The organism is Streptomyces sp. NPDC050085 (genome assembly GCF_044460595.1).
Taxonomy (GTDB): domain Bacteria; phylum Actinomycetota; class Actinomycetes; order Streptomycetales; family Streptomycetaceae; genus Streptomyces.
On sequence record NZ_JBITJZ010000001.1, the window covers coordinates 1,906,292 to 1,930,604 of the forward strand.

Consider the following 24,313-nt stretch of genomic DNA (forward strand, 5'->3'; position numbering starts at 1 on the left):
ATGACCGAAGTTTCGGTGACCAAGGACGCCACTCCCCCTGCGGGCGACGCGCTGGTCACGCTGAGCCGAGTCAACAAGCACTTCGGCGCGCTGCACGTGCTCCAGGACATCGACCTGACCATCACGCGGGGCGAGGTCGTCGTCGTCATCGGCCCGTCGGGCTCCGGCAAGTCGACGCTGTGCCGCACGATCAACCGCCTGGAGACCACCGACTCCGGCTCCATCACGATCGACGGCAAGCCGCTGCCGCAGGAGGGCAAGGAGCTCGCGAAGCTCCGTGCCGACGTGGGCATGGTCTTCCAGTCCTTCAACCTCTTCGCGCACAAGACGGTGCTCGAGAACGTGACGCTGGGCCAGGTCAAGGTCCGCAAGACGGACAAGAAGCAGGCCGAGGAGAAGGCCCGCGCGCTCCTCGACCGCGTCGGTGTGGGTGCGCAGGCGGACAAGTACCCCGCACAGCTCTCCGGCGGTCAGCAGCAACGCGTCGCCATCGCAAGGGCGTTGGCGATGGACCCGAAGGTGATGCTCTTCGACGAGCCGACATCGGCGCTCGACCCGGAGATGATCAACGAGGTCCTCGAGGTGATGCAGCAGCTCGCCCGGGACGGCATGACGATGGTGGTGGTCACGCACGAGATGGGCTTCGCCCGCTCCGCGGCCAACCGCGTCGTCTTCATGGCGGACGGCCGCATCGTCGAAGAGGCCGCGCCCGACCAGTTCTTCAGCAACCCGCGCAGTGATCGGGCCAAGGACTTCCTGTCGAAGATCCTGCACCACTAGACGCGCGCCGCACGTGCGCCCTCAACGGAGGCCCCGCGCGCGCGTGTTGAGTTTTTCTCTGCCGAATCTGCCGACACAAAGGATGTTCACCATGATGCTCCGCAAGATCACCGCGGCGACCTCCGTCGCTCTCGCGCTCGCCGTCACCGCCACTGCGTGCGGCGGCAGCGACGACGACAAGGGCTCCGGCGGCAAGAAGATCACCATCGGCATCAAGTTCGACCAGCCGGGCATCGGTCAGAAGACCCCGGAGGGCAAGTACACGGGCTTCGACGTCGACGTCGCCACGTATGTCGCCAAGCAGCTCGGCTACGACGCCGGCGACATCGAGTGGAAGGAATCCAAGAGCGCCGACCGCGAGACGATGCTGCAGCGCGGTGACGTGGACTTCATCGCCGCCTCGTACTCGATCAACGACGAGCGCGCCGCCAAGGTCGACTTCGCGGGTCCGTACCTCCTCGCCCACCAGGACGTCCTGATCCGGGCGAACGACAACTCGATCAAGTCCCCGGCGGACCTGAACAACAAGAAGCTGTGTTCGGTGACGGGCTCGACGTCCGCGCAGAACGTCCACGACAAGCTCGCCCCCAAGGCCCAGCTCCAGAGCTACGGCGGCTACTCGGAGTGCCTGACCGGTGTCGAGAACAACGCGATCGACGCCCTCACCACCGATGACTCGATCCTCGCCGGTTACGCCTCGCAGTCCCAGTTCAAGGGCAAGTTCAAGCTGGGCGGCTTCAAGATGACCAACGAGAACTACGGCATCGGCGTCAAGAAGGGCAGCGACCTCAAGGCCAAGATCAACACGGCCCTGGAGAAGATGGTCTCGGACGGTTCCTGGGAGAAGGCCGTGAAGGCCAACTTCGGCCCGGCGGGCTACAAGAACGAGCCCGCGCCGAAGATCGGCAACATCGTCAAGTAACGCGGTGAAGCAGGGCTTGGCGGTCCGTCCGGCCGGATGGACCGCCAAGCCCTGACCACATCTGGCAGCCCTCCACATACGCGGAAGCGCGGGAGATCGTGTTCGACTTTCTTGAAGGTTACGACCTGCTGGGAGCGTTCTGGGTGACGGTGAAACTCACCGCTCTCTCAGCCGTCGGCTCCCTCATATGGGGAACCGTACTGGCCGGCATGCGCGTCAGTCCGGTGCCTTTGATGCGCGGCTTCGGCACCGCGTACGTCAACATCGTGCGGAACATCCCGCTGACGATCATCATCGTGTTCACGTCGCTCGGCCTGTTCCAGACGCTGCAGATCAGCCTCGGCGCCTCCGACTTCAACACGATCAACTTCCGCCTCGCGGTGCTCGGTCTGACCGCCTACACCTCGGCGTTCGTCTGTGAGGCACTGCGCTCGGGCATCAACACGGTGCCCGTCGGCCAGGCGGAGGCGGCCCGCGCGCTCGGCCTCAGCTTCAACCAGGTGCTCGGCCTCGTGATCCTGCCGCAGGCCTTCCGCTCGGTCGTGGGTCCGCTGGCCAACGTACTGATCGCGCTCACCAAGAACACGACCGTGGCCTCCGCCATCGGTGTGGCCGAAGCCGCGGCGCTGATGAAGAGCATGATCGAGAACGAGGCCCAACTCATCCTGATCTCCGCCGTCTTCGCGTTCGGCTTCATCGTCCTGACGATGCCGACCGGTCTGCTCTTCGGCTGGCTGAGCAAGAAGGTGGCGGTGAAGCGATGACCTCGGTCCTCTACGACGCCCCCGGCCCCCGGGCCAAGCGGCGCAACATCCTCTACTCGATCCTCTTCCTGATCGCCTTCGCCGCCGTGATCTGGTGGGTCGTCGTCGCACTGAACGACAAGCACCAGCTCGACTGGGAGAAGTGGAAGCCCTTCTTCACGGACAACCTGCCGTGGAAGACCTACATCTGGCCGGGCCTTCAGAACACCCTGAAGGCGGCAGCGCTGGCGATGGTCATCGCCCTGCCGCTGGGCGCGCTCTTCGGCATCTCGCGCCTCTCCGACCACCTGGCGGTACGCCTCCCTTCGAGTGTGGTCATCGAGTTCTTCCGCGCCATCCCGGTGCTGATCCTGATGGTGTTCGCGAACGCGGCGTTCGCCGAGTACACGGACATCCCCACGGACGACCGCCCGCTCTACGCCGTCGTCACGGGCCTCGTGCTCTACAACGCGTCCGTCCTCGCCGAGGTCGTCCGCGCGGGCATCCTGTCCCTCCCCAAGGGCCAGTCGGAGGCCGCGTACGCCATCGGCCTGCGCAAGGGTCAGACGATGCGCTCGATCCTGCTGCCGCAGTCGGTGACGGCCATGCTGCCGGCCATCGTCAGCCAGCTGGTCGTGATCGTGAAGGACACCGCCCTGGGCGGTGCGATGCTCACGTTCTCCGAACTCCTCGCGTCCGTACGCCCGATGAGTGCCGCATATGGAGCAAACACGATCGCCTGCTTCACGATCGTCGCGGTCATCTTCGTGGCCATCAACTTCTCGCTCACGACCTTCGCGTCCTGGCTCGAGGGGCGGCTGCGCCGCGGCAAGAAGTCGACCGGTGCGGTGCTGCCTGCGGCAGCCGTCGGCGGAACGGAGTCCACGGGCGCGGGCGGCGGGTTCGGCACCGCCCTTTAACGGGTCGTCCTACGGTCACACGACCGTTCCGGTACCACGGAGGCAGTGGCGTGATCGCCACTGCCTCCGTCACTTGACGCAAGCACCGGCAATGGGTTGCATACGCTCTGTGAACGCGCACCCCGCTCCAACTGCCCGTCCCTGTACGTCCAGTACGCCGCCCGCACCGTCTCACGGGCCGCTTCTCGGGGCAGGAGGAGCCGCGCCGTGGATCCGGTGATCGTCGTCGGCGCGGGCCCTGTCGGGCTCACGCTGTCCCTCGCCCTCGCCCGCCACGGCGTCCCTTCCGTCGTGCTCGACGAGGGCTCCGGCAAGGACGAAGAGCGCCCCGCGCGCACGGTCGTCCTCCGGGAGGACACCGCCGCGCTGGTCGAGCGTCTGGCCGGTACGTCGTTCGACGGAGTGGGCGCCCGCTGGGCCGGTTGGCGTTCGCTGCGCCGCAAGCAGGAGATGCGTACGCTCACCTTCGGTGAGCAACTGCCTGCTCCGCTGCACCTCGCCCAGCACGAACTGACCGGAGCACTGCGCGAGGCCGTCGCCCAGGAGCGGCTCGTCAAGGTCGCCGTCGACAGCCGCCTCGACTCGATCGAGGAGGAGAGGTCCGGCCTCACCGCGCACACCCGCGGCCCCAAGGGCACGTGGTGGCGCGGCAGTTACCTGGTGGGCTGCGACGGCCCGCGCTCCACGGTCCGCAAGCTGCTCGACATCCGCTTCCCTGGACGCACCGCCGTCGAGCGCCACGCGGTCGCCGCCCTGCGCACGGAACTTCCGTGGCCCGGTGAGGCGTTGCTCCATCGGAGCCCTCCGTGGCGGACCTCGGGCCCTTCGGGTGCGGAGGTCGTCGGCCGCCCCCTCGCCGACGGCGTCTGGCGCGTGGACTGGCTGCTGCCGCCCCGCAGCGACCTGGTCACCCCGGACGTGCTGGTGGCGCGCATCCGGGAGACCCTCGCGGGCTGGTGCGGAGGCTCCACCCCGCCGTACGAGCTGCTGGACACGGGCGTCCACACGGTTCACCACCGGCTCGCCCGCCGCTGGCGCGTGGGCCGCGTCTTCCTCGCCGGGGACGCCGCTCACCTGCTGGGCGCACTCGGCACCCAGGGCCTGGACGAGGGGCTGCGCGACGCGGACAACCTGGCGTGGAAGCTGGCCCTGGCCTGGCACGACGGGCCGCGCCCCGCCCCGGATGCGCTGCTCGACAGCTATCAGGCCGAGCGCCGCGCCGTCGTCGCCGGCCGGCTGCGCGCCGCCGACCAGGCGCTGCCGATACTGCGTGGTGGCGGCGGGCTCCGTTCGTACGTGCCGGGCTCGGCACGCGGGCACGACGCGCTGCTCGCCGACGGTCACCTGGGGCACGGCCCGCTGGGCGCGCCCGGGGCGTACGCCGACTCGCCGCTCGCGCCCCCGCCCACCGAGTCGCAGGTGGACGTGGGCACGGCACCGGGCGCCCCGGTCGCCGACGTCCGCGTGACGGCACCCGACGGCTCCTTCGTACGGCTGCGGGACCGGCTCGGCCTCGGACATCTGCTGGTCGTCCTCGTGGCCCCCGGAACCGGCGTGTGGGAGCGCAAGCACTGGATGTCCGCAGGTCTGATGCCCCGCCTCGCGGCCGCCGTCGCGGCGCTGCCCCACGAGGCCGAACTGCTCGTCGCGGAGGACTATCCCGGGGCCGCCGCCCACTCGGTGCTGCTGATCCGGCCCGACGGACATCTGGTGACGGCGCAGGGCGGCGTGCGTCCGGCAGAGCTGTACGAAGCGGCGCAGACGGCTCTCGGCGGAGCCGCGGTGGAGCGTGAGGAGGAGGCCGCAGACGTGGGTTGACCAGCGCACACCGTCATGGTGTACTCCGGAACGTGACGATCGACACCGATGTACGCCTGTGGCGGAGGGTCCATATGGACCTGGTCCGCTACGCGGGCTGCATGTGTCGCCCGTCCTGCTGAATTCGCCTTCTCTTCCTTCCGCGTGCCCTGTCTCGTGGTGCCCTCTCGTCGGCACTTGCGGCACGCGTCCTTTGCGAACTCCAGGACGGTACCCGTGTCACTTCCCACGTCCCCCCTCGCGTCACCCGGGGCCGCCGCTGCCGAAGCGGCGCCCACCCAGGCCGATCTGCTCGACTTCGTCCGCCGCACTGCCGCCGACCGCGAACTGATCGCCTCGCTGCCCCTCGATCCCGAAGGCCGTACCTGGGTACGGCTCGAAGGGCCCGGCGGCAGCGAGGCCTGGCTGATCGGCTGGCCGCCGGGCACCGGCACCGGCTGGCACGACCACGCCGAGTCCGTCGGCGCCTTCCTCACCGCGTCGGGCGAGTTGAAGGAGTACTCCCTCGCCGCACGGCTGCCCGCCGACGGCTGGAAGACCCTGGAACTGTCCGAAGGGGTCGACAGGGAACGCCGGTTGACGGCCGGTCAGGGCCGCGCCTTCGGCCGCCACCATGTGCACGAGGTCCTGAACGAGTCCCCCACCGAGCACGCCGTCTCGGTGCACGCCTACTACCCGCCGCTCCCGCAGATCCGCCGCTACAGCCGCAGCGGCCCGGTACTGCGCCTGGAGACCGTCGAGCGCCCGGAGGACTGGCAGTGAGCACCCCTTCCTCTTCGCCCGTGGGCATCGACGAGTTGCTGGAACAGGTGCGCTCCGGGCTCGATCGGGTCGAGGCCCGGGAGGCGTTCGACGCGGCATCGTCGGGCGAGGCGCTCCTGGTCGACATCCGGTACGCGGCCCTGCGCGAGCGGGACGGTCTGATTCCCGGCGCCCTGGTGGTCGAGCGCAACGAACTGGAATGGCGCCTCGATCCCCGGGGCAGCCACCGCGCCCCCGAGGCGACGGGTCACGATCTGCGCGTCGTGGTCATCTGCAACGAGGGCTACGCCTCCAGCCTCGCGGCCGCGTCCCTGCGGCAGTTGGGACTGCACCGGGCGACGGACCTGGTGGGCGGATTCCAGGCGTGGCGGTCGGCCGGGCTTCCAGTGACGTCGGCGTGACAGTGGGTGCCTCTTGCCGTAAGGGGCACCCACTATTGCGCGACGTGGGCAATCGGCACGCCGGTGGCCGCGCCGCAGCGGGCCATGCAAGCAGACCGCCCTCGCCCGAATCCGGCATCGGCATCGGCATCGGCATCGGCATCGGCATCGGCCCACGATTTGCCTGCACCACGTGACGAACCGTTCACCACCCTGTGGCCGGCTCCCCGAGCCGAACCCGCTACCCGGCGTCCAGCGACAGCCCACCTACTCCCCGAACTCCAAGTCCTCGGTCTCCTCCCCCTCTTCCTCCAGCGCCTGACGCACCACCCGCAGCGCCATCCCCTCGGGATACCCCTTGCGGGCGAGCATGCCCGCGAGGCGGCGCAGCCGCTTGTCACGGTCGAGTCCGCGCGTGGAGCGGAGCTTGCGGGCGACGAGTTCGCGCGCGGTCTCCTCCTCCCGCTCGGTGTCGAGCTGCCCGACCGCCTCCTCGATCACCGTGGAGTCCACGCCCTTGGTACGCAGCTCGCGGGCGAGTGCCCGTCTGGCCAGACCCCGCCCGTGATGGCGGGACTCCACCCAGGCGTCCGCGAAGGCACTGTCGTTGATCAGCCCGACTTCCTCGAACCGGGACAGCACTTCGTCCGCGATCTCGTCCGGGATCTCCCGCTTGCGCAGGGCGTCGGCCAACTGCTTGCGCGTGCGCGGGGTCCCGGTGAGCAGGCGCAGACAGATGTTCCGCGCCCGCTCCGCCGGGTCCCCTGACGGCTCCCCTCGCTCGGCCCTCGACGAGTCAGGGGGGCCGTCGTCTGGTGCGGCGCCGGACGGATCCCCGAATCCGCCCCTGCGCCGACGCCCGCGCGACGCGGCCCCGCCCCGTGAACGTCCCCCGCGGCGCGGCCCGTCCGCCGCGCCGTCCCCCGGCGCGCCGTCGTGCCCGTCTTCCCCGTACGCGGCCTCGTCGTACGCCCTGTGGTCGCCCCCGCGCCCCGGCCCCTCAGGGGCGGCGGGGCGGGCGTCGTACTCGGCCCATTCGGTTCGGCGTGTCACGGACTAGCTCTTGGCCGCCGCGGCCTTGGACTTGGCGGCCTTGGGCGCGGGCACCGTCTTGGCCGCGTCCTCGGCGGGGGCCTCCGCCACCGCGTCCGCGCCCGGCTCGCTGCCCGGCTCCTCCGTCTTCCTCACACCGACGCCCAGCTTCTCCTTGATCTTCTTCTCGATCTCGTTGGCCAGGTCGGGGTTGTCCTTCAGGAAGTTGCGCGCGTTCTCCTTGCCCTGGCCGAGCTGGTCGCCCTCGTACGTGTACCAGGCGCCGGCCTTGCGGACGAAGCCGTGCTCCACGCCCATGTCGATCAGGCCGCCCTCACGGGAGATGCCCTGGCCGTAGAGGATGTCGAACTCGGCCTGCTTGAAGGGCGGCGCGACCTTGTTCTTGACGACCTTGACGCGGGTGCGGTTGCCCACCGCGTCCGTGCCGTCCTTCAGGGTCTCGATGCGGCGGATGTCCATGCGCACGGAGGCGTAGAACTTCAGCGCACGACCACCGGTCGTGGTCTCCGGCGAGCCGAACATCACGCCGATCTTCTCGCGGAGCTGGTTGATGAAGATCGCGGTGGTCTTCGACTGGTTGAGCGCGCTGGTGATCTTCCGGAGCGCCTGGCTCATCAAGCGGGCCTGCAGACCCACGTGCGAGTCACCCATCTCGCCCTCGATCTCCGCACGCGGCACGAGCGCGGCGACGGAGTCGATGACGATGAGGTCGAGGGCGCCGGAGCGGACCAGCATGTCGACGATCTCGAGAGCCTGCTCACCGTTGTCCGGCTGCGACAGGATCAGGTTGTCGATGTCGACGCCGAGCTTCTTCGCGTACTCGGGGTCGAGGGCGTGCTCGGCGTCCACGAAGGCCACCGCGCCGCCCGCCCGCTGGGCGTTGGCCACGGCGTGCAGGGTCAGGGTCGTCTTACCGGAGGACTCCGGGCCGTACACCTCCACCACGCGGCCCCGAGGGATGCCGCCGACGCCGAGCGCGACGTCGAGCGCGGTCGACCCGGTGGGGATGACCTCGATGGGCTCATTCGGCCGCTCGCCCATGCGCATCACTGCGCCCTTGCCGAACTGCCGTTCAATCTGTGCGAGCGCGGCGTCGAGCGCCTTCTCGCGGTCGGTTCCTGCCATGGGTTCCACCCGGTTTGCTTGAGTCGATCGCTTCACGTCAAAGACGCTAACGCCTGCCACTGACAATCGGCCTCGACGCCCGTCCGCCTGTGGATAACTCGAGGCTCTTCGCCCGGCCACTGTCCCCGGATCCCTTGGGATTCCCGGGAAGTGAGCTCCTGGACACTCCATAAGAATGGATGTTCGATTTTAGTGTCAAGCGCACCACGCGGCGCTTGCCCCTCGTCTTCCGCCGGTACGGGCGGCGCTTCAGCCTCCGGTGCCGACCGGCCGATACCTCAGGTCCACAGCCGCCAGGCGATCGTCACCGTTGAGCGACTCCAACCGGACCGGGACGCCTCCGGGCCGGTCGAAGAGCCGGATCCCGTCACCGAGCAGTACCGGAGCGACATGCAGGTCGATGCGGTCGATCAGGCCGCGCTCGAGGAGTTGGCGGCCGATCGTGGGCGAGAAGACCTCGAGGTTCTTGCCGCCGGCGGCCTCGAGCCCGATCCGGACCGCCTCGGCCACGTCACAGCTCAGGAACGTCACACCGGCGACGGGCCGCGCGTCCTCAGGATGGTGCGTCAGGACGAAGAGCGGTCCCTGCCACGCACCGCCGTAGATGGCGCCGGGGTCGGGGCAGGCGTCCCAGCCCTCCCGGCCGCCCAGCACGGCGCCGGTCGTCCCCGCGTACTCCTCGACGAGGCCGGGCCGCAGCGAGAAGCCCGTCATCCAGTCCATCGCATGGTCCGGCCCGGCCACGAAGCCGTCCAGCGACATGGTGAAGTGCCAGAGCACCTGCCCCTGACAGGCACGTTCTGGGGAAGTCTCCGCGGTGTCCGCGGAGACTTCAGTGTTCGCGATGCCTGTGACATCCGCGATATCCATGGGCGTTCCTCTCGCCGGTATCCCTCGGGAGCCCTTGGAGCTCTAGGAGCTCTAGGAGCCCTCGGTGTCCTCGATCTCCCTCCTACCGGTCGACCCGATTCCCCCGCAGAACTCATCGCCGGCCTGGAGAAATCCCACCGCCGACACCGGCCGGGAACTGCGCTGGATCGGCCACCTCTTCGTGCCCGGCATCTTCGACGGCGAGCACCGCTTCGTGCTCACCGCCACGCCCTCGGGCGGGACGCGCCTGGAGCAGAGCGAGCGGTTCTCCGGGCTGCTCATCTCCTTCACGGGCAAGCTGATCGAGCACACCAAGGCCGACTTCGCCCGGCTCAACACCGCCCTGAAGGAACACGCGGAATGCAGCCGCGCCGCACCCTGACCGCCGAGCTTGGCCGCCGAGCACGGCCGCCAAGCGGTCAAGTCCGGCCGCCACCCACGGCCGTACTCCCCACGTCGTACGACAGATGTCTTCGGCCGGACGACGACCACGAGGGGCGACAGGACGAGCCTTGACGGCATGCAGACCTCCGCACGTCGAGAAGCGAACCCTGAGGCAGCCGGCCTCTCCCGGGCCCCAGCCGGCACCGGCGCCCCGTGGCGCGCGGCCCGTCCCGCCGAGCGCCTGTGCCACGCGGTCGGTGTCGCCCTGGTCCTGTCCGGCCTCGTCCACCTCGTCGTCTACGCGGTCGACGGCGGCCCGTGGGACGGTCCCGTCTCCTGGCGCAAGCCCATCACCTTCGGGCTCTCCTTCGGACTGACGCTGATCGCCCTGACCTGGGTGACGTCGTACGTGCGCGTCGGCGCGCGGCTGCGGGCCGTCCTGCTCGTCGTGTTCGCGGCCGACTGCGTCCTGGAGGTCGGTGGCATCACCCTTCAGGCGTGGCGCAGGGTCCCCTCGCACCTCAACATGGAGACCGCTCTCGACACGGCCGTCTCCATGTCGCTCGCCGTGGGCGGCGGCATCCTTGTGGTGCTCCTGACGGTCTTCGCCGTCGCCTCCTTCAAGAGGCCCCCGAGCGGCCCTACGGGGATGCCCCTCGCCGTCCGCGCGGGCTTCGCCGTCCTTCTGGTCGCGCTCGCGTCCGGAGCGGCGATGATCGCGCGCGGTGTGGCGCTCACGAAGACCGGCCACCAGGAGGTGGCCTATCACTCGACAGCCGCCTTGAAGCCACTGCACGGGGTGAGCCTGCACGCCGTGCTCGTCCTGCCCGTCCTGGCCTGGCTGATGTCGCGTACGGCATGGAGTGCGCGGACCAAGGAGCGCGTGATGTATGCGGCGGTCGGCGGCTACGCGGCCGCGGTCCTCGCCGTAGGCGCGTGGGCAGCCGTCACGTACTGACCGGAGTACTGACCGGAGTACTGATCGCAGTACAGACCGGAACGTGCCCACCGGTCTGACGTGTGTCCAACGCGCCTACTGGTCCTCGGAGTTCGACGCCGCCGACCGGCTCGATGTGTCCGACGGACCCGGCGCACCCGGCTCGTTCGGTCCCCGCAGGGCGCCCCTCACGCGCGCGAGGACCGTCGCTCCGCCGCGTCTGCGGTGCCCGTGCACGCGCGGGTCGTCGGTGACGTCGTACCGCTTCACATACGCCCCCAGGAACGCCTGGAGCGTCGCGACGGCAGGGATCGCGATCAGCGCGCCCACGGCGCCGAGCAGGGCCGTGCCCGCGATGACCGACCCGAAGGCGACCGCGGGATGGATGTCCACCGTCTTCGAGGTCAGCTTCGGCTGCAGCATGTAGTTCTCGAACTGCTGGTACACGACTACGAAGACGAGCACCCACAGCGCGTACCAGGGGTCCACTGTGAAGGCGATCAGCATCGGCAGGGCGCCCGCCAGGTAGGTGCCGATGGTCGGGATGAACTGCGAGACCAGGCCGACCCACACACCGAGCACCGGCGCGTACGGAACACCCAGGGCCTGCAGCAGGATGTAGTGCGCGACTCCGGAGATCAGCGCCATCAGGCCGCGCGAGTACAGGTAGCCGCCGGTCTTGTCGACGGCGATCTCCCAGGCGCGCAGCACCTCCGCCTGCTTGGCGGGCGGCAGCACCGAGCACAGAGCGCGCCGCAGCCGGGGCCCGTCGGCGGCGAAGTAGAACGAGAACAGCCCGATCGTCAGCAGCTGGAACAGCCCGCCGAGCACCTGCGCGGACACGTCCAGGACGCCGCTCGCGCTGTTCTGGACGTACTTCTGGAGCCAGTCCGAGTGCAGCAGGCTGTCCTGGACCTCGACCCTGTTGAGCTCCGTGTGGAAGGTCTCGTTGATCCAGTTGATGACCTGGTCGAGGTACTTCGGGAAGTCCTCGACCATGTCCACGATCTGGCCCGCGAGCATCGACCCCATCAGGAAGACGAAGCCCGCGCCCGCGATGAACACGGCGAGGAAGACGAGGAACGTGGCGAGTCCGCGGCGCAGGCCGCGTCCCGACATCCAGCTCACCGCGGGCTCCACCGCGAGCGCGAGGAAGAACGCGATCAGTACGTTGATCAGCAGGCCGGTGACCTGGTGGAAGGCCCAACTGCCCAGCTGGAAGCAGGCGATGAGGGCAAGCGCGAGCACCATGGCGCGCGGCAGCCAGCGCGGCATGCCCGCGCGCGGGCTCGGCGCCGGGGCCGGCGGCCGCTCGGGGGGCGTCGTGCCGGGCGGTGCGGCGTCGGCCGTCACGTGAGGGGTCTCGTCTGTCGCTGCCACGGTGCCAGTCTCGCCCACGCCGCCGACAATCTGTCCACACTCCCGGTCGGGCACCTCGGTCACTGCTTGTCGTAGGGCACGTCCATGGTGGTGCACACCACACGCCAGACGTCCTTCGCCTCCCAGCCGGAGTCGAGCGCCTGGTGGATCGTGCGTCCGCCGAGCCCCGCCATCACGTGGTCGCGCGCGAACGTGTCGGCGTACCCGGACCCGAAGTGATCCGCCATCCGCTGCCAGAAGACCGTCAACCGCATGACTCCAGTATCCCGCCCCTGAGAGTGCAGCCCTGCCCGGGAGGCTTCCCGAGAACGCTTTCCGCCCTACGGTCGGTGCATGGCCGAAACCGGAGCTTCCCCACTCCCCTCATCGCCGTCGGCACTCTCCCCGCTCTCCCGTGCCGAATCCTTCGTCTGGCAGACCGCGCGCGCCCTGGAACAGCGTCGCTTCGCCTATCACTTCCTGGAGGGCTCGGCCGCCGCGGCCGACGCCGTCGAGACCGCCCTGGCCGCCTACCGCAACGAGGACGACGGGTACGGGTACGCCCTGGAACCCGATCTGCGCGGCCCCGTCAGCCAGCCCCTGCACACCGCTCTCGCACTGCGCGTCCTGGACTCGATCGGGCGCTGCTCGGGTCAACGCGTGGACCGTGTGTGCCGGTATCTGACGGCCGCCTCCACCCCGGAAGGCGCCCTTCCGGCGGTGCATCCCAGCCAACGCGGCTATCCGCACGCCCCCTTCGTGCCCGTGGTGGACGACCCGCCGAGCGAACTGCTGGCCACCGGGCCCGTCGTCGGCCTCCTGCACCGCAACGAGGTGTGGCACGCCTGGCTGTTCCGGGCCACCGACTTCTGCTGGTCCGCCGTCGAATCCCTGAAGACGTCGCATCCGTACGAGGTCGAGGCGGCGGTCGCCTTCTTGGACGGCGTCCCGGACCGCTCGCGCGCGCGGGCGGCCGCCGACCGCCTTGGCCGCCTCGTACGCGAGCAGCGACTGGCGGTGCTCGATCCGGACCGCAGGGACGACTACCCGGTCGCCCCCGGCTACGCGCCGGGCGAGCACCACTACCCGTGCGACTACGCGAAGGCGCCCGAGTCGCTGGCCCGCTCCTGGTTCACCGACGAGGAGATGTCCCGCGCGCTCGACCACCTGGAGAGCGAGCAGCAGGAGGACGGCGGCTGGCCGGTCAACTGGCGCCAGTGGGCACCCGGGATCTCCGCGGAGGCGCGCCCCATGGTGACGATCGAGGCACTGCGCACACTGCGCGCCTACGGACGCGCCTTGTAGTTCTGCGAGTCTCGTTCTAGGAGCCACGTTCAACGAGTCGCGCTCTATGCGTCGTGCTCTATGCATCGCGTTCTACGGGTCACGTTCTATGCGTCGCGCAGCAGGAGTGCCGCGATGGCGAGCGCCGTGCCGCGCGGTGACGACAAGTCGATGCCCGTCTGCTCGGCGATCTTCGCGAGCCGGTTGTCGACCGTGTTCGGATGCAGCGCGAGCGCGGCGGCGGTGGCCCGGCGGTCCTGCTGGTGGGACAGGTGGGTGCGCAGCGTCTCCAGGAGTTCGGGCCGTTCGGCGACCGGGTCGAGAAGCGCTGCGATGCGGTGACTGCTCTCGTTGCGCCGCGAGAGGTGGTACTCGAGCAGGACGTCGTCGAGGCGGTGCAGCGCGGGCGGCAGACCGCACACACGCGTGATGCGGAGAATCTCGGTCGCGGTGCGGGCCGCGTCGGTGATGTGCTCGGGTCCGTCCGCCCGTACGGCGGCCACGCGCACGTGCAGCCCGCTGGCCTTGCTGAGGTGCTGCGGCAGATCCTCGGGAGGGGTGCAGTCCCGGGGCACGATGACGCGCCCGCCGTCGCCGTCCAGGAGCGCCAGCACGTCCACGCCGAAGGCCCGGTCCAGCACCGTCTGCACGCGCCTCAGGCGGCGCCGCACGGCGACCGGCCCCTCGGCCGGCGGCGAGTCCAGGCCGAGCGCGAGGACGAGGGCGGGGCCTTCGAGGCGGAGCTGGTCGAGCAGCACGTGGCCCGGCGGCACCATGCCGTCGAGCAGGCCGCGCACCAACGACCGCTGCTGCGCGCGCTGTTCGGCCTCCAGGGCGGAGCGCTCGTCCAGGTACGTCTCGGCGACCGCACCCACGACGGCGGGATGGCTCTGCAGCAGGATGTCGACCAGTTCGACGAGGGCGGCCTCCTCGCCCGGCCGCGCCACGTCGCGCAGCGCCTGCCACAGGACGTAGACGCCGAGCGCGTGGGTCCGCAGCAGCAGGTGCAGCGGCATGCCCTCCTCGGCGCGCTGGGCGGCCCTCTCGCGGAACAGCCGGTGACCGCCGGGCTCGTCCAGGTCGGGGTCGCTGACACGGCGCAGGAACAACCGTACGCCGTACCTGGCGGTCGCCGCGATCTCCAGGTCCTTCACGTCGTCGGGCAGGTCCCCGTACCCGGGCAGTTCCTCGAAGGAATCGCGGGCCATGCGGCGGGCCAGTTCGTTGACGCGCGGCTCACAGCGCGCGGCGAGGGAGCGCGCTTCGGGGGACAGCGTCATGGTTCCTCCCTCGGCCGTCTACGTCTCAGCCGTCTACGTAGTGGCCCGTTGTGACGCGTCACATTACCCAGGCGACCTGTGTGTGACGTGGGGCGGTGTTCCACGTCACAGATGGCGCCTTAACTCGTGTGCGGCCGCGGACGACATCTGCGTTCGCCGGCGGACCGCCCGCACATGGAGGAGCCGCACACATGACAGAGCACAACGCAGCCGAGAACGGACCTGCGGACTACGCCGCCTATGCCGACCGGGTCTGGCAGGGCACGGAGACCCTCCTCCCGCATCTGTCGGGTGCGTACACCGGGGACGGGCTCGTGCGCCTGCACGCGCGCGTGGGCTTCTTTCCGGCTTTCGCCAACGTGACGGCCTTCGACACCAGCGACGGGGTCGTCCTCGTCGACTCGGGCGACTTCCGCACGGCGACCCAACTGCACGCTGCGGTCCGCGAGTTCGGGGCCGGGCCCGTGCGCTCCGTGGTGTACACGCACGGGCACGTGGACCACGTCTTCGGGGTCTTCCCCTTCGACAAGGAGGCGGCGGAAACGGGGACGGCCCGCCCCGAGGTGGTCGCGCACGAGGCCGTCCCGGCCCGCTTCGACCGCTACATACGGACGGCCGGTTACAACTCCTGGATCAACCGCAGGCAGTTCGGCGTGCCCTCCTTGGAGTGGCCCACGACGTACCGCTACCCGGACACCGTCTACCGGGACCGGTTGACGCTGCGCCAAGGGGAGTTGACGTTCGAGCTCGTCCACGCGCGTGGGGAGACCGACGACCACACCTACGTATGGGTGCCGGAGGTGAAGGCCCTGTGCACGGGCGACCTGTTCATCTGGAACACCCCGAACGCGGGCAACCCCCAGAAGGTGCAGCGCTACCCGGAGGACTGGGCCCGTGCTCTGCGCGCCATGCAGGAGTTGGGCGCCGAGCTGCTGCTGCCCGGGCACGGCGTGCCGATCGTGGGCGCCGCGCGCGTGCACCGGGCGCTGGACGACACCGCGCGCCTCCTGGAGTCGCTGTGCGAGCAGACGCGGGCCCTCATGAACGCCGGCCACCGGCTCGACGCGGTGATCCACGGGGTGAAGGTCCCCGAGGAGCTGCTGTCCCGGCCGTATCTCCACCCGGCGTACGACGAGCCCGAGTTCGTCGTACGCAACCTGTGGCGGCTGTGGGGCGGCTGGTACGACCAGAACCCTGCGCACCTCAAGCCGGCCCCCGAAGCCTCGGTCGCCGCCGAGTACGCGCGGGCCGCGGGCGGTGCCCCCGCACTGGCCGCGCGAGCCCTGGAACTGCTCGCGCAGGGTGAGGTGCGGCTCGCCTCGCACCTGGCGGAGACGGCGGCCCTGGCGGCGCCCTCCGATCGGGAGGTGGCACGCGCGCGTGCCGAGGTTTTCGAGCAGCGTGCCCTGAAGGAGACCTCCACCATGGCGCGCGGAGTCTTCAACTGGGCGGCCGCCGAGTCCGCCGCGGTGGCCGAAGACACCGATGTGGCCACGGAGTTGACGCGCTCCCCCGAAGGCCGCAAGCGCGCCGAAGGCATGATCAGCGTGGGCGTGGTCGACGACGAGGACGGGTGCTGCTGATGCCCGGCGCCTGGCGCACCACCTGGCTGCTGCTCACCTTCATGGTGGTGAATTTCGCCGACAAGGCGGTCCTCGGGCTCGCGGGCCCGGAGATCAGGGCCGACTTCGGCATCACCCGCCAGGAGTTCGGCACCGCCCAGTCCGCGTTCTTCGCGCTCTTCTCGATCGCGGCTCTCGGGGTCTCCGCCCTCACCAAACGCGTCCGTACGACGACCCTGTTGCTGGTCCTCGCCCTGATGTGGTCGGCGGCGCAGCTGCCGATGCTGTGGGGCGCGGCCGGGTTCGGCACCCTGGTCGCCACCCGGGTCCTGCTCGGCGCCACCGAGGGCCCCGCGTCACCGGTCGCGATGCACCACGTGCACGGCTGGTTCCCGCAGCGCGAGCGGACCCTGCCGACCGCGATCCTGCTCGTCGGCGCGGCGGCCGGGGTCGCCGTGGCCTCGCCGGTCCTGAGCTGGGTCATCACGCACTGGGGCTGGCGCTGGTCGTTCGGCGTGGTGGGCCTGGTGGGCGTCGTCTGGGCGACGGCGTGGCGCATCTGGGGCGCGGAGGGTCCGATGGCCCCCTCGGTCGCCAAGGCGGCCCGCGGAGCCGCACAGGACACGCTCGCCGTGCCGCTGCGCCGGATCCTGCTGTCGCCCACGTTCCTGACCTCGGCCTTCGGTTCGTTCGCCGCCTACTGGTCGATGAGCACGCTGCTGACGTGGACGCCGGACTACTTGGAGAGCGTCGTCGGCTGGGACCTGCACCAGGCGAGCACCATGGTCGGCGTCGGCGCCCTCGCCAATGGCGCGGTCCTCCTGGTGCACGGTCTGCTCGCACGCCGCTCGGCCCTGCGGGGCGCCGAACCGCGCATCCCTGTAGGCGCGGGTGCGGGCATCCTTGTAATGATCGCGGGCTGCGCCACAGCGGTCTACGGAACGACCGACTCCCTCGCGGTGAAGGTGCCCATGATGATGGGCCCCATGGCGCTCGCCATGGTGATGCTCACCGTCGCGTCGACCGCGTGCGCCCGCATCACCCCGGCTTCCCAACGAGGCGTCGTCCTGGGCGCGTTGACCTTCGTGTTCGCCCTCGGGGGCATCCTCTCGCCGCTCGTGCTGGGCGGCATGGTCGACAGTGCCGCCACGGCTTCCGCCGGGTACCGGCACGGCTGGCTGCTCACCTCCGGCCTCCTGGTGGCGGGCGGCGTGCTCGCGGCGCTCTTCTGCCGCCCCGAGCGCACCGCCCGACAGCTGGGCGTCCAGGAGACGCCGGGAGCGGCGGCACCCGTCCCGGTGGCGCACTGACGGACGTCACCCCGTGAGCGCCCGCACCCCGGCGGTGACCACCACGGCCACACCGACGACCACCAGGAAGGGCGCACGCAGGACCAGCGCGAGCGCCGCTGCGGCGAGCCCGGCGGCCTTCGCGTCGAGGACCAGGACGCGCCCGTCGGCGAACGTCTGCTGGGCCGTGAGGGCGGCGAGCAGCGCGACGGGCAGCAGGGCAGCGAGCCGCTTCACCACGGGCCGCTCCAAGGCGCCTGCGGGCACGAGCAGACCGATGAGCTTGACGGCGTAGCAGCCCACTGCGGTGACGCCGATGGCGATCCAGATGTTCAACGGTCTCCTCCTTCTTGCGTGGCGTCGGAGGCAACAGCGCGGCGGCGCCCCTCTACGTAGAGCACGGCCGGCGCAGCGAGTGCGGCCACCAGTACCGGAACTCCGGCGGGCAGCACGGGAAGCAGCCCGAGCATGAGCACCACGGCGAGGCCCGCGACGGCCCGCTCCGTCGTGCTCTTCAGCATCGGCGCGAGCAGCGCCAGGAAGACGGCCGGACCGGCCGCGTCGATCCCCCAGGCGTCGGTGTCCCCGATGGCTTCGGCGCCGAGGGCACCAAGGAGGGTGGTCAGGTTCCACAGGACGTACAGAGTCAGCCCGGTGACGGTGAAGCCAATGCGGGCGCTGCGCCGGTCCGGCTGGGCCAGGGAGACGGCCGACGTCTCGTCGATCACCCAGTGTGCGGCGAACGGCCGCACCGCGCGCGGGAGGGCAAGGAGTTGGGAGAGCCGCAGCCCGTAGAACGCGTTGCGCACCCCCAGGAAGAACGCGCCCGCCGCCGCGGTGAACGGATTGCCGCCTGCCGCGAGCGCCCCGACGAGGGCGAACTGCGAGGCCCCGGTGAAGACAAGAAGGCTGAGCGCGCAGGTCTGCAGCACACTGAGGCCGCTGCCGGCCGAGGTCACGCCGAAGGCGAATCCGGACAGGCCGACGGCGATGCCGACGCCGAGCGCGTCACGGACGACGGCGCCGTCGGTCTTGCCGCCCCCTTCGGAGTGCTCGATGCGGGTGCTGCCGGCTGTCCGTCGGGCTCCGTCCGACCGCCGTGCGTCTGTGTCTGCTGCAGGTATGTCTGCGGGTGATGTCGTCTGTTCTGCTGCCACGCCTCGGACGGTACGAGGAGACCGCTGTCGGGGTCTTGTACGTTCTTGCGCTCGCGCTGGTACGCCCCTGGCGGCACCCCGACGATCCGCGTGAAGTGCCGGTTCAGATGCGGCTGGTCGGTGAAGCCGACGGCCACGGCGGCGTCGGCGGGGGCAGCGCCCTGTTCCAGGAGGCGGCGTGCGGAGCGTACGCGCGCATTGGTGAGCCAGGTGTGCGGCGGCATGCCGTAGGCGTCACGAAAGGCCCGCAAGAGCGCGAACGGGCTGGTGCCCAGGTCCGCCGCGAGGGTCTCCAGGGGCGGCGGGTCGATCATGCGTTCCTCGAGGAGCTCACGCGCGCGTGCCGCCGCCTTGGCCCCCGCGGACCGGCGCGGCCGCTGGGCCAGCGCCGTTCCGTGGTCGCGCAGCAGCCGGGCGAGCACGACCCGCAGCAGGCTGTCCGCGGCCAGCGCGTTGCCCTGCTCGGCCGCCCGGTGCACCTCGCTGATCAGCCGGGCCGCCTGCGGGTCGGTGACGATGGTCTCGCCGAACCCCGCGGTGCCGCGCACCGTGGTGATCTCCGCGGCCACCTCGGCGACGACCTGGGCCGACGGATACAGCGTGGAGTACGACCAGCCGTCGGGCCCGCCCGCCCGCGCGGTGTGCGCCACCTCGGGGTTGATCATGACGACGCTGCCGGGCCCCGCGTACACGGTGCCCTCGGGAACCCCGACCTCCTCGACGCCCTGCGTGACCGCGCCGAACACGTAGCCGTCGTGGCTGTGGCGCGGGAAGGTGTGCCGCAGGTAGCGGGCCCGCAGCAGGTCGAGCCCCGGCACTTGCTCGTACCGCCAGTGCCGCGCCCATTCGCCCTTTCCCGCCATGCCCCCATTCTGCGCCACGCCCCCTCCGAGCACCTCACCGTTTTCGCAGGTCACAGCCATTGTCAGTGGTGGGGTGCAGGATAGGGACATGGTCAGGTCCAGGCAGGGTGCCGACGGTGCCCTTGACGGGTTCTCCCCCGCGACCCGCGGTTGGTTCACGGGGGCCTTCTCCGCGCCCACCTCCGCCCAGGCGGGTGCGTGGCGGGCGATCGGCGCGGGTTCGGACGTGCTGGTGGTCGCGCCGACCGGCTCGGGCAAGACGCTCGCCGCGTTCCTCGCCGCCCTGGACCAGCTGGCCTCCACACCGCCGCCCGCCGACCCCAAGAAGCGCTGCCGCGTCCTGTACGTGTCACCGCTGAAGGCCCTTGCGGTCGACGTGGAGCGCAATCTGCGCAGCCCGCTGACCGGCATCCGCCAGGAATCGGTGCGGCTCGGGCTGCCCGAGCCGGAGGTCAAGGTCGGCATCCGCTCCGGTGACACTCCGCCCGCCGAGCGGCGCGCCCTGGCCACACGCCCGCCGGACATCCTGATCACGACTCCCGAGTCGCTGTTCCTGATGCTGACGTCGGCCACGCGCGACGCACTGACCGGGATCGAGACGGTGATCCTGGACGAGGTGCACGCGGTCGCGGGCACCAAGCGCGGCGCCCATCTGGCGCTCTCCCTGGAGCGGTTGGACGAGCTGCTGCCCCGTCCCGCCCGCCGCATCGGCCTGTCCGCGACGGTCCGCCCGGTCGACGAGGTGGCGCGCTATCTGTCGCCGCAGCGCAAGGTGGGGATCGTCCAGCCGCCGTCCGGCAAGGAGTTCGACCTCTCGGTGGTCGTCCCGGTCGAGGACCTGGGCGAGCTCGGCGGTTCACCCGTGGCCGATTCCGACCAGGGGGCCGAGCGTCCGTCGATCTGGCCCCATGTCGAGGAGCGCATCGCCGACCTCATCGAGGCACACCGCTCGACCATCGTCTTCGCCAATTCGCGCCGCCTGGCGGAGCGCTTGTGCAACAGGCTGAACGAGATCGCGTACGAGCGCACGACCGGAGAGGCGCCGCCCGAGAACCACTCCCCCGCCGAGCTGATGGGCGGCTCCGGCGCGGCCTCGGGCGCGCCCCAGGTCATCGCCCGCGCCCACCACGGCTCGGTCTCCAAGGAGCAGCGCGCCCTTGTCGAGGAGGACTTGAAGGCGGGCCGCCTGCCCGCTGTCGTCGCCACCTCCAGCCTCGAGCTCGGCATCGACATGGGTGCGGTGGATCTCGTCGTCCAGGTCGAGTCGCCGCCCTCCGTGGCCTCCGGACTGCAGCGCGTGGGCCGCGCGGGGCACCAAGTGGGCGCGGTGTCCACGGGAGTCGTGTTCCCGAAGTACCGCGGCGACCTGGTGCAGTCGGCGGTGGTCACCGAGCGGATGCGGTCGGGCTCCATCGAGTCGCTGCGCGTCCCGGCCAACCCTCTGGACGTACTGGCACAGCAGTTGGTCGCGATGACCGCCCTGGACCCCTGGCAGGTCGACGACCTCCTCGCGCTCGTCCGCAGGGCGGCCCCCTTCGCCTCCCTCCCGGAGTCGGCGTTCACCGGCGTCCTCGACATGCTCGCGGGCCGCTATCCGTCGGACGCCTTCGCCGAGCTGCGGCCCCGCGTCGTCTGGGACCGCGTCGCCGGCACCGTCACCGGCCGCCCCGGAGCGCAGCGCCTGGCCGTCACGTCCGGAGGCACGATCCCAGACCGGGGCCTCTTCGGCGTCTTCCTCGCGGGAGCCGACCCCAAGAAGGGCGGCGGTCGCGTCGGAGAGCTAGACGAGGAGATGGTCTACGAGTCGCGCGTGGGGGACGTCTTCACCCTCGGCACCAGCTCCTGGCGCATCGAGGACATCACCCGCGACCGCGTGCTGGTCTCCCCCGCCCCCGGAGTCCCCGGCCGGCTGCCCTTCTGGAAGGGCGACCAGCTGGGCCGCCCGCTCGAACTGGGGCGCGCGGTGGGCGCGTTCCTGCGCGAGGTCGGCTCCATGAAGCCCGACGACGCGCGCGTGCGCCTGCGCGCCGCGGGCCTCGACCAGTGGGCCGCGGACAATGTGCTGTCGTACCTGGCGGAGCAGCGCGAGGCCTGCGGCCACATTCCGGACGACCGCACCATCGTGGTCGAGCGTTTCCGCGACGAGCTGGGCGACTGGCGCATCGTCGTGCACTCCCCGTTCGGCGCCCAGGTGCACGCTCCCTGGGCGCTCGCCCTCGGCGCCCGGCTCAGCGAGAAGTACGGCATGGACGCCCAGGTCATGCACGCCGACGACGGCATCGTGCTGCGGCTGCCCGACGCCGACCTGATGGGCCTGGACCTGCTGGACCAGGAGCCGTCGAAGCCGGGCATGGAGTGGGACTCCGAGCAGGCCCCCATCGGTGCCGCGGACGTCGCCTTCGACAAGGGCGACGTCGACCAGCTCGTCACCGACCAGGTGGGCGGCTCGGCCCTATTCGCGTCCCGCTTCCGCGAGTGCGCCGCCCGCGCGCTGCTGCTCCCCAAGCGCAACCCTGGCAAGCGCACCCCCCTGTGGCAGCAGCGTCAGCGCGCCGCCCAACTGCTCCAGGTGGCCAGCGAGTTCGGCTCCTTCCCGATCGTGCTGGAGGCGGTGCGCGAGTGCCTCCAGGACGTCTTCGACGTACCGGGTCTCGCCGAGCTGATGGGCGACATCGAGGCCCGCAAGGTCCGACTCGTCGAGGTCACCACCCCGGAGGCGTCCCCCTTCGCCCGCTCGCTCCTGTTCGGATACGTCGCACAGTTCCTGTACGAAGGCGATTCCCCGCTCGCCGAGCGCCGCGCGGCGGCGCTGTCCCTGGACTCCCGCCTCCTCGCCGAGCTCCTCGGCCAGGCCGAGCTGCGGGAGCTGCTCGACGCGGACGTCCTGGCCGAGCTGGAGCAGGAGCTGCAGTGGCGCACGGAGGACCGCCGCGTCAAGGACGCCGAAGGCGTGGCGGACCTGCTGCGTCTGCTCGGGCCGCTCACGGACGCCGAGTTGACGGAGCGCGGCGCCGAGCCGGGCTGGGCCGAGGACCTGGCGTCCGCCCGCAGGGCCATCCGCGTCCGCATCTCCGGCACCGACCACTGGGCGGCGATCGAGGACGCGGGCCGCCTGCGCGACGCCCTCGGCACGGCGCTCCCGGTCGGCGTCCCCGAGGCCTTCACGGAACCGGTCAAGGACCCGCTCGGCGACCTCCTGGCCCGCTTCGCCCGCACGCACGGCCCGTTCACCTCGAGCCGGGCAGCCGCCCGCTTCGGCCTCGGCGCGGCCGTCACCGAGGGCGCTCTGCAGCGCCTCGCGGCCAACGGCAGGGTCGTACAGGGCGAGTTCCACCCCGCGGGCATCGGCCAGGAATGGTGCGACGCCGCCGTCCTGCGCCGCCTGCGCCGCCGCTCCCTGGCCGCACTCCGCCACGAGCTCGAACCCGTGCCACCCGCCGCCCTGGCTCAATTCCTGCCCCAATGGCAGCACTTGGGCGGCCACGGCCTGCGCGGCATCGACGGCCTGGTCCGCGCCGTCGAGCAGCTGCAAGGCGCCTCGGTCCCCGCCTCCGCCCTGGAGAAGCTGGTCCTGCCCTCCCGCGTCTCCGGCTACGTACCGGCGATGCTGGACGAACTCACCGCTTCCGGTGAGGTGTTGTGGGCGGGTGCGGGTTCGCTCCCCGGCAAGGACGGCTGGGTCTCGCTCTATCTCGCCGACGCCGCGCCCCTCCTCCTGCCGCCCGCACACCCCCTGGAACTCACCGCCCTCCACCAGTCGGTCCTGGACAGCCTCTCCGGGGGCTACGGCCTGTTCTTCCGCCAGATCTCCGACCAGGTCCGCGCCACCACGCACCCCGAGGCGACGGATCCCCAACTGGCCGACGCCCTCTGGGACCTGGCCTGGTCGGGCCGCCTCACGAACGACACGCTCGCCCCGATGCGCGCCCTCCTCGGCTCGGGCCGCACCGCCGGCTCCACGGCCCACCGCGCCCGCAGAGCCGTCCCGCGCGGCCGCTACGGAGGCCTCACGGCCGCCGCCCGCCCCGCCTCGCGCACCGGCCCGCCCACGGTCGCAGGCCGCTGGTCCCTGCTGCCCGACCAGGAGCCCGACCCGACCCTGCGCGCCCACGCCCTGGCCCGCACCCTCCTGGACCGGCACGGCGTGGTCACCCGCGGCGCGGTCGCCGCCGAGGGCGTCGAGGGCGGCTTCTCTGCGACGTACCGGATCCTGTCCGTCTTCGAGGAGAGCGGCCAGGCCCGGCGCGGCTATGTGGTGGAAGGGCTCGGTGCCGCCCAGTTCGCGATGGACGGCGCGGTGGACCGCCTGCGCGCGGCGGCCAACGCGCGGGATCGGGGCGCGCCCCCGCCCGATCCGTACGGGCCGGTCGACGCCCCCGCCCCGAAGACCGCGTCCCCCCGCGCCCTGGTCCTGGCCGCCGCCGACCCGGCCAATGCCTACGGAGCGGCTCTGCCCTGGCCCGAGCCGCCCACGGGAGCCGGCTACAAGGCGGGCCGCAAGGCGGGCTCCCTCGTGGTCCTGGTCGACGGCGAGCTGACGCTCTACATGGAGCGCGGCGGCAAGACCCTCCTGGCCTGGCCAGCCACAGAGGAAGCCCCGACCGCCTCACACCTGGCGGACGACCCCCGCCTGCCCGCCGCGGCCCAGTCCCTCGCCGACGCGGCCCGCTCCGGCGCCCTCGGCACGATCACGGTGGAGCGGATCAACGGCGAGGCGGCGCTCACCTCCCCGTACGCCCCCCTCCTGGAAGGAGCCGGTTTCCACGCGACCCCCCGCGGCCTGCGTCTGCGCGCCTGAGGCCGCCCACGCGCCGGACACGACACC

General features: G+C 71.2%; 24 protein-coding genes. 15 read left to right on the forward strand and 9 right to left on the reverse strand.

What is annotated here, in order from left to right; all coding sequences use genetic code 11:
* The 9 genes from ACIBUY_RS08180 to ACIBUY_RS08220 all read left to right on the forward strand — a co-directional run bounded on the left by ACIBUY_RS08180 (nt 1) and on the right by ACIBUY_RS08220 (nt 6,522).
* On the forward strand, nt 1-780 hold the full coding sequence (locus ACIBUY_RS08180) for an amino acid ABC transporter ATP-binding protein (RefSeq protein WP_365575990.1): 780 nt from the start codon (nt 1-3) through the stop codon (nt 778-780).
* Between the two features lie 91 nt (nt 781-871).
* Nucleotides 872-1,702, forward strand: a complete 831-nt coding sequence (locus ACIBUY_RS08185; protein WP_399152120.1) for a glutamate ABC transporter substrate-binding protein — start codon at nt 872-874, stop codon at nt 1,700-1,702.
* A gap of 98 nt (nt 1,703-1,800) precedes the next feature.
* Nucleotides 1,801-2,466 (forward strand): amino acid ABC transporter permease, encoded by a 666-nt coding sequence (locus ACIBUY_RS08190; RefSeq protein ID WP_365575986.1) that lies wholly within the window; start codon nt 1,801-1,803, stop codon nt 2,464-2,466.
* Nucleotides 2,463-3,365 (forward strand): amino acid ABC transporter permease, encoded by a 903-nt coding sequence (locus tag ACIBUY_RS08195; RefSeq protein ID WP_365575984.1) that lies wholly within the window; start codon nt 2,463-2,465, stop codon nt 3,363-3,365. The genes ACIBUY_RS08190 and ACIBUY_RS08195 overlap by 4 nt, the downstream gene beginning before the upstream one ends.
* A 207-nt stretch (nt 3,366-3,572) precedes the next feature.
* Complete coding sequence (locus ACIBUY_RS08200) at nt 3,573-5,183, forward strand: FAD-dependent monooxygenase (RefSeq protein WP_399152121.1); 1,611 nt, start codon at nt 3,573-3,575, stop codon at nt 5,181-5,183.
* Between the two features lie 32 nt (nt 5,184-5,215).
* Entirely contained in the window at nt 5,216-5,305 is a 90-nt protein-coding gene (locus ACIBUY_RS08205) for a putative leader peptide (protein WP_365575980.1), read from the forward strand.
* Between the two features lie 94 nt (nt 5,306-5,399).
* The gene (locus ACIBUY_RS08210) at nt 5,400-5,945 is read left to right on the forward strand and encodes a cysteine dioxygenase (RefSeq protein WP_365575978.1); all 546 of its coding nucleotides are present in this window, start codon (nt 5,400-5,402) and stop codon (nt 5,943-5,945) included.
* Entirely contained in the window at nt 5,942-6,346 is a 405-nt protein-coding gene (locus tag ACIBUY_RS08215; RefSeq protein WP_399152122.1) for a rhodanese-like domain-containing protein, read from the forward strand. The genes ACIBUY_RS08210 and ACIBUY_RS08215 overlap by 4 nt, the downstream gene beginning before the upstream one ends.
* A gap of 44 nt (nt 6,347-6,390) precedes the next feature.
* A complete protein-coding gene (locus tag ACIBUY_RS08220; RefSeq protein ID WP_399152123.1) occupies nt 6,391-6,522 on the forward strand; it encodes a hypothetical protein in 132 nt (43 codons plus the stop codon).
* A 70-nt stretch (nt 6,523-6,592) separates the two neighbouring features.
* On the opposite strand, the gene recX is transcribed toward ACIBUY_RS08220, so the two are convergent.
* The 3 genes from recX to ACIBUY_RS08235 all read right to left on the reverse strand — a co-directional run bounded on the left by recX (nt 6,593) and on the right by ACIBUY_RS08235 (nt 9,373).
* Entirely contained in the window at nt 6,593-7,378 is a 786-nt protein-coding gene (gene recX, locus ACIBUY_RS08225) for a recombination regulator RecX (protein ID WP_399152124.1), read from the reverse strand.
* Between the two features lie 3 nt (nt 7,379-7,381).
* Nucleotides 7,382-8,503: a recombinase RecA gene (gene recA / locus ACIBUY_RS08230; protein WP_365575972.1), complete on the reverse strand. Its 1,122-nt coding sequence runs from the start codon at nt 8,501-8,503 to the stop codon at nt 7,382-7,384.
* Between the two features lie 249 nt (nt 8,504-8,752).
* Nucleotides 8,753-9,373 carry a dihydrofolate reductase family protein gene (locus tag ACIBUY_RS08235; protein ID WP_399152125.1) on the reverse strand — a complete coding sequence of 207 codons (621 nt, stop codon included), beginning with the start codon at nt 9,371-9,373 and terminating at the stop codon, nt 8,753-8,755.
* A 64-nt stretch (nt 9,374-9,437) separates the two neighbouring features.
* On the opposite strand from ACIBUY_RS08235, the gene ACIBUY_RS08240 reads away from it, so the two are divergent.
* Nucleotides 9,438-9,755 carry a hypothetical protein gene (locus ACIBUY_RS08240; protein WP_399152126.1) on the forward strand — a complete coding sequence of 106 codons (318 nt, stop codon included), beginning with the start codon at nt 9,438-9,440 and terminating at the stop codon, nt 9,753-9,755.
* A gap of 138 nt (nt 9,756-9,893) precedes the next feature.
* Complete coding sequence (locus ACIBUY_RS08245) at nt 9,894-10,715, forward strand: hypothetical protein (RefSeq protein WP_399152127.1); 822 nt, start codon at nt 9,894-9,896, stop codon at nt 10,713-10,715.
* 75 nt (nt 10,716-10,790) lie between these two features.
* Here the strand turns inward: ACIBUY_RS08245 and ACIBUY_RS08250 are convergent, their stop codons facing one another.
* Together ACIBUY_RS08250 and ACIBUY_RS08255 are read right to left on the reverse strand one after the other, a co-directional pair.
* Nucleotides 10,791-12,074, reverse strand: a complete 1,284-nt coding sequence (locus ACIBUY_RS08250) for an AI-2E family transporter (protein ID WP_399152128.1) — start codon at nt 12,072-12,074, stop codon at nt 10,791-10,793.
* A gap of 59 nt (nt 12,075-12,133) precedes the next feature.
* Nucleotides 12,134-12,328 (reverse strand): DUF3046 domain-containing protein, encoded by a 195-nt coding sequence (locus ACIBUY_RS08255; protein ID WP_365575962.1) that lies wholly within the window; start codon nt 12,326-12,328, stop codon nt 12,134-12,136.
* A 79-nt stretch (nt 12,329-12,407) separates the two neighbouring features.
* Between ACIBUY_RS08255 and ACIBUY_RS08260 the strand changes: the two genes are divergently transcribed.
* Nucleotides 12,408-13,358 (forward strand): hypothetical protein, encoded by a 951-nt coding sequence (locus ACIBUY_RS08260; RefSeq protein ID WP_365575960.1) that lies wholly within the window; start codon nt 12,408-12,410, stop codon nt 13,356-13,358.
* An 86-nt stretch (nt 13,359-13,444) separates the two neighbouring features.
* Here the strand turns inward: ACIBUY_RS08260 and ACIBUY_RS08265 are convergent, their stop codons facing one another.
* Nucleotides 13,445-14,617 carry a PucR family transcriptional regulator gene (locus ACIBUY_RS08265; protein WP_399152129.1) on the reverse strand — a complete coding sequence of 391 codons (1,173 nt, stop codon included), beginning with the start codon at nt 14,615-14,617 and terminating at the stop codon, nt 13,445-13,447.
* Between the two features lie 191 nt (nt 14,618-14,808).
* Here ACIBUY_RS08265 and ACIBUY_RS08270 point away from each other — a divergent pair, with 191 nt between their 5' ends.
* Both ACIBUY_RS08270 and ACIBUY_RS08275 read left to right on the forward strand, forming a co-directional pair.
* The gene (locus ACIBUY_RS08270) at nt 14,809-16,200 is read left to right on the forward strand and encodes an alkyl sulfatase dimerization domain-containing protein (RefSeq protein ID WP_365575956.1); all 1,392 of its coding nucleotides are present in this window, start codon (nt 14,809-14,811) and stop codon (nt 16,198-16,200) included.
* Complete coding sequence (locus ACIBUY_RS08275; RefSeq protein ID WP_365575955.1) at nt 16,200-17,489, forward strand: MFS transporter; 1,290 nt, start codon at nt 16,200-16,202, stop codon at nt 17,487-17,489. The genes ACIBUY_RS08270 and ACIBUY_RS08275 overlap by 1 nt, the downstream gene beginning before the upstream one ends.
* Before the next feature lie 6 nt (nt 17,490-17,495).
* Here the strand turns inward: ACIBUY_RS08275 and ACIBUY_RS08280 are convergent, their stop codons facing one another.
* From ACIBUY_RS08280 to ACIBUY_RS08290, 3 genes are read right to left on the reverse strand one after another with little or no spacing between them, the layout of a single operon-like run.
* Entirely contained in the window at nt 17,496-17,804 is a 309-nt protein-coding gene (locus tag ACIBUY_RS08280) for an AzlD domain-containing protein (RefSeq protein WP_365575953.1), read from the reverse strand.
* Nucleotides 17,801-18,526: an AzlC family ABC transporter permease gene (locus ACIBUY_RS08285; RefSeq protein ID WP_365576045.1), complete on the reverse strand. Its 726-nt coding sequence runs from the start codon at nt 18,524-18,526 to the stop codon at nt 17,801-17,803. The genes ACIBUY_RS08280 and ACIBUY_RS08285 overlap by 4 nt, the downstream gene beginning before the upstream one ends.
* On the reverse strand, nt 18,424-19,488 hold the full coding sequence (locus tag ACIBUY_RS08290) for an AraC family transcriptional regulator (protein WP_365575951.1): 1,065 nt from the start codon (nt 19,486-19,488) through the stop codon (nt 18,424-18,426). The genes ACIBUY_RS08285 and ACIBUY_RS08290 overlap by 103 nt, the downstream gene beginning before the upstream one ends.
* Before the next feature lie 88 nt (nt 19,489-19,576).
* Here ACIBUY_RS08290 and ACIBUY_RS08295 point away from each other — a divergent pair, with 88 nt between their 5' ends.
* Nucleotides 19,577-24,286: an ATP-dependent helicase gene (locus tag ACIBUY_RS08295; RefSeq protein ID WP_399152130.1), complete on the forward strand. Its 4,710-nt coding sequence runs from the start codon at nt 19,577-19,579 to the stop codon at nt 24,284-24,286.
* Nucleotides 24,287-24,313 lie beyond the last annotated feature (27 nt).

Coding starts and splice junctions, on each gene's coding strand:
- ACIBUY_RS08180 (WP_365575990.1), top strand. CDS start 1: ATGACCGAAGTTTCGGTGACCAAGGACGCCACTCCCCCTGCGGGCGAC.
- ACIBUY_RS08185 (WP_399152120.1), top strand. CDS start 872: ATGATGCTCCGCAAGATCACCGCGGCGACCTCCGTCGCTCTCGCGCTC.
- ACIBUY_RS08195 (WP_365575984.1), top strand. CDS start 2,463: ATGACCTCGGTCCTCTACGACGCCCCCGGCCCCCGGGCCAAGCGGCGC.
- recA (WP_365575972.1), bottom strand. CDS start 8,503: ATGGCAGGAACCGACCGCGAGAAGGCGCTCGACGCCGCGCTCGCACAG.
- ACIBUY_RS08235 (WP_399152125.1), bottom strand. CDS start 9,373: ATGGATATCGCGGATGTCACAGGCATCGCGAACACTGAAGTCTCCGCG.
- ACIBUY_RS08245 (WP_399152127.1), top strand. CDS start 9,894: ATGCAGACCTCCGCACGTCGAGAAGCGAACCCTGAGGCAGCCGGCCTC.
- ACIBUY_RS08255 (WP_365575962.1), bottom strand. CDS start 12,328: ATGCGGTTGACGGTCTTCTGGCAGCGGATGGCGGATCACTTCGGGTCC.
- ACIBUY_RS08260 (WP_365575960.1), top strand. CDS start 12,408: ATGGCCGAAACCGGAGCTTCCCCACTCCCCTCATCGCCGTCGGCACTC.
- ACIBUY_RS08265 (WP_399152129.1), bottom strand. CDS start 14,617: ATGACGCTGTCCCCCGAAGCGCGCTCCCTCGCCGCGCGCTGTGAGCCG.
- ACIBUY_RS08270 (WP_365575956.1), top strand. CDS start 14,809: ATGACAGAGCACAACGCAGCCGAGAACGGACCTGCGGACTACGCCGCC.
- ACIBUY_RS08275 (WP_365575955.1), top strand. CDS start 16,200: ATGCCCGGCGCCTGGCGCACCACCTGGCTGCTGCTCACCTTCATGGTG.
- ACIBUY_RS08290 (WP_365575951.1), bottom strand. CDS start 19,488: ATGGCGGGAAAGGGCGAATGGGCGCGGCACTGGCGGTACGAGCAAGTG.
- ACIBUY_RS08295 (WP_399152130.1), top strand. CDS start 19,577: ATGGTCAGGTCCAGGCAGGGTGCCGACGGTGCCCTTGACGGGTTCTCC.